8 protein-coding genes are annotated in these 12319 nt (G+C 32.8%); 5 read left to right on the forward strand and 3 right to left on the reverse strand.

Features of this window, described 5'->3' with window-relative positions:
- Positions 1-109 precede the first annotated feature (109 nt).
- The 5 genes from HGO23_RS11165 (at position 110) to HGO23_RS11185 (ending at position 10356) form a co-directional block, all read left to right on the forward strand.
- Complete coding sequence (locus HGO23_RS11165) at positions 110-1144, forward strand: hypothetical protein (RefSeq protein WP_099136969.1); 1035 nt, start codon at positions 110-112, stop codon at positions 1142-1144.
- Between the two features lie 359 nt (positions 1145-1503).
- On the forward strand, positions 1504-4695 hold the full coding sequence (locus HGO23_RS11170) for an inverse autotransporter beta domain-containing protein (protein WP_209026650.1): 3192 nt from the start codon (positions 1504-1506) through the stop codon (positions 4693-4695).
- Positions 4696-5294: 599 nt separating this feature from the next.
- A complete protein-coding gene (locus HGO23_RS11175; protein ID WP_099136971.1) occupies positions 5295-6998 on the forward strand; it encodes a hypothetical protein in 1704 nt (567 codons plus the stop codon).
- Positions 6999-7320: 322 nt separating this feature from the next.
- Positions 7321-8601 (forward strand): hypothetical protein, encoded by a 1281-nt coding sequence (locus HGO23_RS11180; protein ID WP_209026651.1) that lies wholly within the window; start codon positions 7321-7323, stop codon positions 8599-8601.
- A 120-nt stretch (positions 8602-8721) separates the two neighbouring features.
- Complete coding sequence (locus HGO23_RS11185) at positions 8722-10356, forward strand: hypothetical protein (RefSeq protein WP_209026652.1); 1635 nt, start codon at positions 8722-8724, stop codon at positions 10354-10356.
- Positions 10357-10672: 316 nt separating this feature from the next.
- Here HGO23_RS11185 and HGO23_RS11190 read toward each other — a convergent pair whose 3' ends face one another.
- The 3 genes from HGO23_RS11190 to HGO23_RS11200 form a co-directional block, all read right to left on the reverse strand.
- Positions 10673-11068, reverse strand: a complete 396-nt coding sequence (locus HGO23_RS11190) for a nuclear transport factor 2 family protein (RefSeq protein ID WP_209026653.1) — start codon at positions 11066-11068, stop codon at positions 10673-10675.
- A 192-nt stretch (positions 11069-11260) separates the two neighbouring features.
- Positions 11261-11698 (reverse strand): universal stress protein, encoded by a 438-nt coding sequence (locus HGO23_RS11195; protein ID WP_099136975.1) that lies wholly within the window; start codon positions 11696-11698, stop codon positions 11261-11263.
- A gap of 169 nt (positions 11699-11867) precedes the next feature.
- The gene (locus tag HGO23_RS11200) at positions 11868-12296 is read right to left on the reverse strand and encodes a universal stress protein (RefSeq protein WP_209026654.1); all 429 of its coding nucleotides are present in this window, start codon (positions 12294-12296) and stop codon (positions 11868-11870) included.
- Positions 12297-12319 lie beyond the last annotated feature (23 nt).

A 12319-nucleotide genomic window follows, 5' to 3' on the forward strand; every position in this document is an offset into this window, starting at 1 on the left:
ACTATATAGAAAATTCATATATTAAAAAACCAAAAAAATTTCACATTAAATAATGTAGAAAGTACAACAACCAAACTAATATTTACATAACAGAAACAAGAGGTATTCAATGAAAAGTTTATATGATGTAACACTTGCTCCACCTACTTTTCCACAAGCAGATGGAACGGGTACTATCTACATACATAATCTTCAAGCAATGGAAAATGAATTCATAATAATGTATGTACCACACTATCCTGATGCTGATGTTGGGGATGAAATAATTGGCTATCTTTGTTTGCATGGTGATTGTTCAAATAGTGAAAATGGTGCTGTTATAAAATCATCGTCATATTATATGACGCCTGATAGGGTAGATCTTCCTCCATATGTTTTATTGTTTCATATAAACGAAATTTCTATATATGGTAAATTTCAAGCTCATTATAAAGTAATCAGTCGTGGGAATGTTAATGAGTCACAAAGAGTAAATATAAATCTTACGTATTCGGATATATCCAGCTTGTCAAGCTATATTCCCAGAGCACCTGATGCGACAGGAAATCAAGGTAATTTACTGACAAAAGATGATTATTATAAGTTAGATCGATTGAGAATAGATGTGCCAGTTTATGATGGAATGGCTTCTGGGCAGGTAGTCAATGTACAATGGCAAGGTCGTAAAGGTATTATATACTCAACACTACCTCAGACAGTATATGAAGTCATGCCGATGACATTCTATATTCCTCGGATGGAGTTTATTGATACAATTGGTAATACAGCAAAAGTACAATTTAAAGTAGAGAAATTAGTCAATAACACTGCTACGTATTCAGGAATTTTACATCTTGAAATTGAAGGACAAGAGCTTAATTTACCAGCACCCACCCTTTTCTACCGTGGTGATAGCACTATTCACGTTATGATAGAGTATTCTGATATGTCATTTGATCAAACAGTAGAAATCCGTGCGGTAGGTAAAACAGTGCTACAGACTCATTATAAGCAGGTTGATGATCAAAACCAAATGGCAGTACCGCTACCTGCTGATTGGATAGAAGAAAATAGAGGGCATCTGGTACTGATTGATTACGCAGTCGGTAGTATGTATCCCGGAAGGGAATATAGTTTTTCTCGTGTATTACGACAAATTCTATAAAATAAAACTCTGTGAAATATATAGAAGCTCTTTGATCTCTGACAAACCTCGTTTAATCCAGCGAGGTTTGTTTTTGCACTTCTAACTGAAAACTATCTTCTTATAACCATGGTCAACAATATATTTTTTATTAATAGTACCACAATAGATCTTTTTTTAACCATTAAATGAGGGCGTAATTCATGAAAATAGAAACCATCGATTTGAGTGTCTTAACAAATTGGGTTCGTCTTTTGGCAGATTTCTTGTCAAAATTAAAATACCTAACTAATATCAAATACGAATAGATTAACATCATTTAATGGATAAAAATACAGTTAAGACACTGTTAGTATCAAAATCCCTGAGGTGCTTATTATATGCTATCATATATTAGTAAATTCATTGTTCTTCTCTCTGTGCTTTATACATTATTGATACCATCTACAATGATAAGAGCCTTTGCTGATGAAAACCTAACAACTGAAAAGTCTCTTCCCCAAGAAAAAGAGAGAAAAGATAATTTAGCTATCCGTGTTAACGAATCAAATAAAAAAGATGATATACAGAAAGCAGATAACTTTTCAGAAACTGAATTACCTAATTTTATTACAAAAAATATCCAGACAGTAGGTAATATACTGTCATCATCTTCTTCTGAACTAGTTGAACAAGCTAAATCTTATGCCTTAGGTAAATTTAACAGTACCATTGCCTCCGAAGCCCAAAAATGGTTATCTCAATTTGGTACAGCAAAAATTAACTTTGGTCTTGATAGAAAAGGTAAATTGGAAAATAATTCATTAGATCTGTTATTACCCCTTTACGATAATAAAACGGATTGGCTCCTCTTTTCCCAATTAGGTTATCGCAATAAAGACAGCAGGAATACAGTTAACCTTGGTTTGGGAGGACGCTATTTTTATCAAAACTGGATGTATGGCCTGAATACATTTTATGACTATGACCTTACAGGTAAAAACAAGCGGATAGGATTTGGAGGAGAAATTTGGGGTGACTATATCAAACTCTCTGCCAACACTTATCGTCGCTTAAGCGACTGGCAGATTTCACGGAATTTTGAAGAACACCATGAACGCCCCGCCAATGGTTATGACATTAACGGAGAGTTCTTTCTGCCTGCCTACCCTAATTTAGGAGGCAAACTAGTTTATGAACAATATTTCGGCGAAAACGTAACCTTATTCAATCGGCATACCAAGCAGAAAAACCCCAGTCTGGTTAAATTGGGTGTGACTTATACGCCGATTCCATTGATAACCATGGGTGTGGATTATAGACAAGGTGAAGGTGGCCGTACTGAAACACAATTTTTGGCGAATCTAAATTATAGACTGGGAGTTCCTTTAGGCACTCAGTTATCACCAGAGAATGTAGCTGCTATGCGTACATTGGCAGGAAGCCGTTATGAATTGGTCGAAAGAAATAACAATATTGTACTTGACCATAAAAAAATCCCGATTGCTCAATTTTCTGTTCCAGAAACGATTGTGGGTTATAGCCATATGCAAAAAAACATTTCAGCTATATTCCCTGCTGATGCATCTATTAAACAGGTCCACTGGGCTATCAATGAAGAAAAAATATTTGAAAGCAAAAACGGGAAACTTTCTTCCAAGGTAGGTAAATCTATTCAGATTACATTACCGAAATTTTCACTTGATGAAAAAAATAATTATTCTATTTATGTTTTTGCTGAATTAACTAATGGTAAAAAAATAGGACCTAAGCAGATACAAGCTCTTGTCATGCCTTTTATGGTTAAAAAATGGAAAGAAGGAGAGCCTGTTTACATTATTCCAGAAAGAACTTCAAGAGATGATGGTAAGGCAACTTATATTCTTAAGCCTGTAATGACTTTTGATACAGAAATAGGAGCTCCAGTTCCTTGCGCTATTATTGAAAATTATCAATGGGCGACAGAGCCACATAATGATCTGGAGATTAAAATTGAAAAAGGCACAGCATCAGACGATTGCCCGAATATTGATAATTCTAAAAGCTCAGGAGATAAAATTCCTCTTACAACTGATAAACATGGGCGTATCACACAAAAAGTGACCTTAACTAGTGATAAAAATATTGGTAATGTAAATGTTTACCTGACAACAGATGGTGTACGTAAATCAATAGGAAAGATAGGGCATGAAGAAGGCAAAAAACCAACCATTCAGAGTATGACATTAGAACCATCAAATGGGTCTGTTCTTCCTGGTGGTTCATATAAAATTATAGCAACCATATCAGGTACGGATGATAAAAACAAAATCCCAGTTAAATGGAAACTCATGAAACCACAAAATGCAGGTCTATCGCTATCACCTTCAGAAGAAACCACAACTGTATCGAATGAAAAATTAACAGCAACATTGACAAGCAGTTCACAGAATACTCCCCCAGGCACTGTTGCTGAGGTGTGTTTGACTATTAACGGAGAACCTGAATCTCAAAAAACACATAAATGTATAGAAGTTAAATTTAAATCTCCGCCGGTGGATTTTGATATAGCATGGGTCAAACCGATCAATTTTGATAAAGATAAACCATTACTTGGTGATGGAAGTAGTGCATATACATTTGAAGCATTGATTGTTAAAAAAGGCACAGCAGGAACAACAAATGAGCCAATTGAAGGAAATACTTTCAGTAATGTATTATGGACTACAGAACCTGATCAGAAAAGTATTCATCAATTGCAGTTACATTCTACAGCTAACAGTATGACTACCGGGACTAAAAAAGATAATAAACCTGGAATCTTAACAATTACGTTAACAAGTAAAGTCGGGATTGGGTATATTTCAGCTTACAATAGTGATTCAAGTAAGGTTGGTCCTGGTGTTAACGTGACACTAACCATGCAAGATCCAAAAGGGCTTCCTGTTCACAAAACTTCCGCACATGTTATTTTCAAACCTAAAGATGAGCCAGCAGGAATACTTCTTTATAATGTACTTAGTGACAATCAAGAACCACAGAAAAAAATATTAACTCAGGACGGAAGACCACATAGTGCTTTCCCATCTATTGCAGGACAATTGATTAAATTAAATTCAGGCGATTTTGTGTCTACCGACAATGATTATGTGGGATATGATATTGATGGAGGTCATGACCTCTATTCTATTATTATAGATGGAAACGGGAAAATGCGTTTTTTAGCTCCAGGTAATCCAGTAATAACCTTATTTATTACAAAACCCAATAAATCACAATATGCATATAAGTATATCGCAGACATAAAAAAATATTATACAGTAGAAGGTACTATGAGGTCTTGGAATGATAATCCATCTTGTAAAAATTTTAATGAAGAAAATGTTACTTTAGAAGATATAACTCATACTCTTGGTGATGAGTATGGAAAAAATAAACTTCATGATTGGGGACTGCTATATGGTAATGATCAGAATAAGACTAATGCAAAGATTTTGGTGACAAAAAAGAGTGTTTCTGATGAGGATGAATATGGAGTATATGATCTTATTTCTGGTAAATTCATTTCAAATAAAAATACATTAGGATTCTTATTATGTATTAGAAAACCATAAGATTGAAGTTATCACTGAAATATATGGAAATATTCAACTTCTATAACTGTCTAAATGCTCATGTTTAACATAAAAAGCAATTACATAAAATCGAGTACAGGGTCTTATACGGATTCAGTTCAACATAATGTTTCAGATAGACCTTTATCATCTTATCTGTTAACTATATTCCTTTCATAAATAGTGAGAGTATTAACCCGCGGGGTATTTAGATCGGATTTCATGCGGCTACAAGCCGCATGAAACCTAGATTCCTAAATGAGGTAAATTGCCACCCCGTTAATATCAGTATTTGGTGTTTTCTTACTCTGCGCATCGCGCGGGGCAAGGAATACTCTTATCATTTTGGAAAGCTATTTAGTCACAACTGTACTTATTGCGTTAATCCAACGTTTTTATCGTGATAAAATAAAGTTATCAACTGATAACTTATTTTCATTATACATATTTATGGTAAATGCATTATGATTGTTTAAATTTCTATTTGAAAATTTTTATTCTTTATAACTATTATAGTTTGTCTATGTTAACTATAGGGTTTTATATAAAACACATACAAAAAATAATATTAGCATAAATATAATTTATTGGAGTTATATATGAATATTGAAAATGAATTATTACAAAAGAAGAAACCTGATCTGGTTATCGTTCCATCAATAGCTAGTGGTTCAGATGTGCTTCCTGGGCAATTCCTTTCTGTGACTATAACGTTAACATCGGCTTCTGTACTTCCTGATACAATCAATGTAAAGATTACAGAAGATACTAATCATACTGTATCGTTAATTGATCAATCTAAGTGGAATACTATAGATCAATATTCTGGCAGTGTGACAGTTAAACTACAAATTGATGAGAGCTTAACACAAGGAAAGACTGCTACTTATACAATAGCACCTATCGCAGTTGGTGTTGCTTTGCCCGAAGCTCAGCCACAATCAGTTAGTTATAATGTTAAACAACTGAATGGTCGCTTTATTGAATTTAGCCCCGAAGAAAAATATATTCCGACTCCAGTTCAGGAGAACAGTATTAGTTCTGCCAGGAGTCAATATATTACACTTTCAACCACACTCAACGATATAAAGGGTGCAGCAATCAAAAATCTGGAAATTTTGGTATCAACGGATACTTTAGAAAGATTAGGACGAGTTTCTCTTGCCACAGACGAACAGTCCCCTAAACTTATCACACCCCAAATGATTTATGGTAAAGGTGCTTTTTACATTAAAAGCGATGACAAAGGAAAAATTAGTTTTCGGGTATACCCTAAACAGCATCAACCAGTACGGCTTGATTTAGATGCCGAAGTTGTAGGTTCTATTTCACCCCGAACTGCAAGTACTATTTATGTTGTCAATTTAACTCGCTATCTGCCAACAATGGCTTATCCAAATATCTTAGAAGCCGGTGAAGGTGGAGAGCTTACACAAGATTTAGGGGGTTCAAACAAATTTCATGTTGAGATTCAATCCTATCCTAACTACCAAGATACTGATAATATTATCTTCTTTATTAAAGATATGGAGACACATCAAGTTAAACAGTTAGGTAAAATACGTAAACTTAAAAGCATAACTAATCTGGATAGTTATCGTTTTTCATTCCCTTATGATGACTTAATGCTTAATCGAGACGAGTCTATATATTATGTTATTGCACCAATGAAAGGTGAACTACAGTATTCTGATATGGCAGGTTTAACTTATGTTGGAAACTCGGAATCTTCTCCGCTTGAAAATATTTCCCGAATTTACGATGAGGCAAAAGTTTTTTCCAGTTACGCGAATGCTAATATTAATGTCTATACTGATAACGCAGATGAATTAGTTGATGGGGATGACATCATAATAACTACCATCAACCAACAAAAACAATATGTTGGTGATAAGAGTGGAGAGGGTGTAACCGGTTTATATGTGACCGTATTCGGAACCAATGATTCAAATAATACTAAATTACCAAAACTTGGATCATCAGGGTATGTTAATTTGTATATTACTTCACCTACTTCCCGGAAAAATCAGCAAAAATATCCTTTTACGTTACCATCTCAGGTTGATCAAGGGCAACCGACATCACATATCATGGTTTCTATACCTTATTGCGATCTCAACCGTGTAGCAGGACCTCATTTGGGAGGAACCGGTTCACTATATTTTGACTATTATACTGAAGATGCTTCTGGTACTAAGACATACAGCAAAGTGTGGCGAGCTAATATTGATACAGTATATCCAGAGCAAGCAGAAGATGATAATGATGGTTGCCCTCCTTTGCCGACAGAACAGCAAAATTAACAGATAACTATCAGTGATGGAGTTCAAAGCGAATTCATTACAAGGAAGTAATCGTTTACTTTTTACATGTGGTTAATTTAAGTTGAATTTAAATGTGTTTAATGTATTATAAATATATTATTTCCTTAGAATAGGCATAGATTAACACATCTAGATATCCATAAATATCATTATCTAATCTTTATACTTTCAAAGTAATTTAACAAAAAATATAGTTATTCATATTTTATTACTCTATATTATAATATGATTTTTAATTCATTATAATTGAGCATTCTTATCAAGTAGTTAAACTAATATTGATATTAAGAGAGGCTATAAAATGAAAAGAAATATATCAATAGATGAAAACACGATATCGATGTTTTTTGAAAAGGAATTTATGCAAGTACCAGATAGAGATAATTCATTATCAGAAAGTAAATATATCAGAGCAATAGCATTGATTAGAGATAAGGAAGGTATCACATTACCTAATATTTCTGTTGCTATTTTAGAAACAAAATATACTAATTTTGATGATGTTAACCTTTATGCTACTGATAAAAAAACTCCTCTGAAATCGCAAAATATTAACACTAAATCTCGCGGTTTCTTTATTGATTCTGATGATAACGGGCAATTGATTTTTTACATTTACCCTAAAAGATTAACATCATTAGTGTTTCAAGTTGAATCTTGTGTACCAGGGTTAACGGGACACGTGATATCAAAAAATAAGATATTTATAATTGATAATAATAAAGTAGATCATGAGCTTCCACCCATTGATATTGAAGGAAATGGTGAATATTTTCAAGGGGATCCTGAAACAAGTTATTTTAATATGCTCATTCCTTCTTATTTTGACGCTAAAGTTCATGATACTATTCTATTTTTTGTTGATAATACATACAGTTATCAATCATTTTCCGTAGAAAACCTAGATGATTTAGGTAATAGTTATAAGTCATTGCCTTATAATATTTTTCCTGATAATAAAAAAGTTGGCTTTTCTTATACTATTGTTGATCATTTAGGTAATTCCAGATCTTCAGATGAATTAACCATATATTATAGAGGGGGAGGGAAAAATAAACCATTAGACGATTTGGAAAGAACATATAGTGCATGTAAAGTTTACAATAGTTATGGTATTTCTAGTGCTCATCTTCTTGTGAATAGCATAAATAGTAGGATACATGAAGTTGATGTGAAAAATCGTTGTAATAATGAACATCATGAGGGATTGTTCATTCAGATAGAAGGAACAAATGATCCTACAGATAAAACAAAAGTTCCAGTAGGTGCTGAAGTAACATTATATTTATATATTAACTCTGTTAGGTATCAAATTTCACAAATTTATCAGTCAGCCAAAAAGATAATGGAACTTCAAAAAGGAATTTATGGTGATAATAAAATAACTTTCGGCATTCCCTTTAAATATGTTGGACATATCTTTAGTGGACAAATTTATTTAGATTATAAAGTCAATTATTATGGAGATATTTCCTACGGGAAAATATGGGAATCACAAATTAATACAATCCTTCCTGGAGGAGATGCTCATCCAGATAATGATAATTGCCCTAATGAAAAAACCTGGTCTGGTATATGGTAGAATAGTTTTTATTAGTGAAATATCCTTTATGAATAGGTGATGATTTATCATTGTTAACTTTAATATGAAAAAATTATATTTTATAAAGGTGATTTATATATGATTTGTATGAGGTGAAATATGTTGAAAGCAGAAAAATCAATATGTTATGATAGTATTGATTTAATTTTATCTGTAAAGAATGGGGCTGATATTGTTATTGGTCAGAAATTTTATCTTGAAATTTTAATCAGTTCAAAGAATAAAATTCCAGACTCATTAAATATAGAAATAGAAAATCAGAAAGGATTTGAACACATAGAAAATATTCGTGGTTTTAGTTTGTTAAAAGATAAAAAATCAGCCAAAATGGAAGTTTATTGTATTGTTGGAGATATTGATTTATTAAGTCCGGGTGATGAAATTTCCTTTACTCTTTCAGGCATTGAAAGAGTAGTAAAATATTATGCAAAGAATTTAATTAAACATACTATCCAATTGTATAAAGATAAAAAAATATGTATAACACCAAGTGGTCGTAATCAATTGTCTAATAATAGTGATCATTATGTTAGATATTATACCAGATTATTTGATACTCGTGGTCAGTTACTGAGAAATACTCCTATTCAGATTTTTTCTGAAATTAAAGATCATATAGAAAAAAAAGTCATTATTACTACTGATCCTAGAGACTCAACACAGATACCTCAACGTATAATACCATTTATTCATGGTGATAAAATTGAGGTAACAGTTACTAGTGATAACGAGGGAAGAATTAGATTTAGAGTTTATGCAATGCGAAACAAGCCTGTCATCTTGGAGCTTATCAGCAAAATGGAAGGAGTTGGGCATCAATATTATTCTGGTAATATATATATCATTACATCTTCACCTATTAAAGAAGAATATTTACTCGATGAACCATATATTTTTGAACTTTCTGGAGAAGTATTAAGCGGAAATGGTAGGAAATTATTTGAGGTTCAGATTGGCTCTTATACTAATTCATCAATAACAGATAGTGTGTTATTCTTTACTAAGAGCAAACCTAATGGTTCATTAGATCCTGAAGGGTTAGTTTTACCTGTAAAAAAAATTTCCGATGCTTCTAATCCAGGTGACAATAATTACATTTTTAGAATGCCAAGAGATATTTTTCCATTTAGAAAAAATTCAGAATTTTACTATGTAATTGCTCCTATTCATGGAATAAGTCAGTATTCAGGTAAGAGAACTGTTAGATATATAGGTAATGAAACTAATGCTCCGAATAAAGATGTGAAAAGGACGTACAATATACCTACTATATTTTCAAGTTTTGCGGATATTAATAATGATCCAAAACTTGAAAATTCAGAAAAATATATTATTCTAAACAATGAAAACGTGAATTTAGAGAAGATATCTAACTATCCTATAAGTGGATATGAATTGTATGTGAAAATTTTGGGGACTAATGACGAAAATGATCCTTCTTATCCTATTTGGGGGGGGAATGTTTATTTAAGATTATATGTTAAATCGAACAATAAAAATTTTAATCAAACATTAAAATTCATAGTTCCTAATGAACCTGACAAAATAGCAGGAAAAACTTCCACTATCATTGTAAAGTTTAAATATCCCGAGTTTAATGAGATTAAATCTGATCCTAACACTGGTGCTCCAGGTGTTATTTATTTTGAATATTATACAATTGACCCATCTACTCAAGAAAAAACGTATAGCCATTACTGGAAAAGTATGATTGATACAGATAGTTATGAATAACAATTGTTTGAAGTTAATCAATTATAAGTATATTTTTGGTTATATATAAATGGTTAGTTGTTGTGATATAGCGGTAAGACATGAATAAAGTTGATATCTATTGTCTATTGTCACAAATCACAAGATGTCAAAAGGCATAGCAAAGAAACTCCTGTTATCGTTGCTATGCCTACAATAAGGTATTTCAGTTAGAATAATCTACCAGAACCTGCAAACCAATCAACCAGTTTAAAACCATATCAGTTACTGTTAGCCATTGAATACCAGATGAGAATATTATGTATACCATGGCTTATTGAGAGTATAATAAACAATACTATTTCCTAAACCCTAAATCATCATCTTGTTCACCGCCACTAATCTTTCTGGTTAACTCATAGCAACGTATTATTTTACTTTCGTTAATCAAAAATCTAGTAAATACTTCAAACTCAATATGTTCACCATCTTTTTTTATCGCTTTTACTATGTGGTGTGTATGGACATTATTTTCTTTTTCCGCAATGGATAAAATATTGACATTCACACTTATCAAAGTCTCTTTTAATAAATTTATGTGCGAAACAAAATCATTAAAATTAAGTTCAATACCATTTACTACTTGAATATAATTCTTGGAAAAATATTCCTCAATAGTTGAAGTTAAATTATTAGCATCATTATTTTCAAGTATATGTTTTAAAGAATTTATCACTATATTAGAATAAGACAAAATATCCCCCTCTGTACCCGTCGTCTTTCAAGTTACATCTTGAAATCCATAGGGTATATAAACAAAGAAAACAATGGTTACAATCCCGTTAACTGTGATGGGCTTTGAAATTGATCAGAGTAAACACCCAACAGATAAAAATTTCTGCTGGGTGTAACACTTTAGTACCCGGTCATACGGGAACAGTCTAGATTAACGAACGACTAATACAGAGATATTTGCATATCCTACGATACCCGAAGCGTTCGAACCCAGTAAGTGGGTTGAGATATCAGGTCTTCGCGAACCGACGATAATCAGGTCTGCATCAATCTCGCGAGCAGTAGAAAGCACTTTGTCGCGTGGAGAACCAAAGGCAACAGAGTACGATACTCTCTCCTTTGGCAAATTGATTTTTTCTACCACTTTTTTGAGTTCCTCTTCGGAATTTGCAATGGCTTTTTTCGCAAAGGCGCTCAGTAAATCATAATGATAGCTATAGCTTACAGAAAATCTCGAAATATCAGGAACTGAGTGAAAAAGATGAACTTTTGCATCAGAGATTTTTGCCAAAAATTCCGCATGCTTAAGTGCATTATCAGTCAGATGATCTTCAGCAATATCTATTGGAACTAAAATCATTTTATACATATTTACTCCCCTGTAATCGAATATATACCCGTTGTCTCTCAAATTGCGCTTTGCCAGCAACATATTAAAATATATAGGGTATATCCGCTAACCATTACGTTTTAACCATCAATAAAACCACAACAAAAACCGATAATAGTTACCAAATTGAAATTATCAATGCGAATAACTATCTTACAACCAATACAGATGTTTTCGCATATCTGACAACTGCCGCAGAGTTAGAACCTAATAAGTGGGTAGTAATATTTGGCCGCCTTGAACCAATCACGATCAAATCGGCTTCAATTTCATCTGCTGTAGAAGTGATTTCGTCTCTTGGTGAGCTAAAAGCAATTGAATAACTGATACGATCATCCGGTAAATCAATGGAAGCCGCCAACTTACCCAAATCTTCTTCAGCCCTAATCGTCGCTTTGTCTTTAATTTCCATGTACCCTAATGCATAAGCATTAATAATCGCGGATGAAATAGGTAATACATGTAAAATATGCAACTTGGCACCTGTTTCTCTGGCAATGTTAAGCGCGCAGTGAACAGCCTTGCTTGTCAGTTCATCTTCAGAGATATCTACTGGTAATAAAATAGTTTTGTACATATGCACGCTCCTATTATTTAACT

This window comes from Xenorhabdus budapestensis, from assembly GCF_017743015.1.
Classification (GTDB): domain Bacteria; phylum Pseudomonadota; class Gammaproteobacteria; order Enterobacterales; family Enterobacteriaceae; genus Xenorhabdus; species Xenorhabdus budapestensis.

Excerpts from the sequence above, each read along its gene's own strand:
- HGO23_RS11195 (WP_099136975.1), bottom strand. The coding sequence starts at position 11,698 with ATGTATAAAATGATTTTAGTTCCAATAGATATTGCTGAAGATCATCTG.
- HGO23_RS11185 (WP_209026652.1), top strand. The coding sequence starts at position 8,722 with ATGTTGAAAGCAGAAAAATCAATATGTTATGATAGTATTGATTTAATT.
- HGO23_RS11175 (WP_099136971.1), top strand. The coding sequence starts at position 5,295 with ATGAATATTGAAAATGAATTATTACAAAAGAAGAAACCTGATCTGGTT.
- HGO23_RS11200 (WP_209026654.1), bottom strand. The coding sequence starts at position 12,296 with ATGTACAAAACTATTTTATTACCAGTAGATATCTCTGAAGATGAACTG.
- HGO23_RS11165 (WP_099136969.1), top strand. The coding sequence starts at position 110 with ATGAAAAGTTTATATGATGTAACACTTGCTCCACCTACTTTTCCACAA.
- HGO23_RS11170 (WP_209026650.1), top strand. The coding sequence starts at position 1,504 with ATGCTATCATATATTAGTAAATTCATTGTTCTTCTCTCTGTGCTTTAT.
- HGO23_RS11180 (WP_209026651.1), top strand. The coding sequence starts at position 7,321 with ATGAAAAGAAATATATCAATAGATGAAAACACGATATCGATGTTTTTT.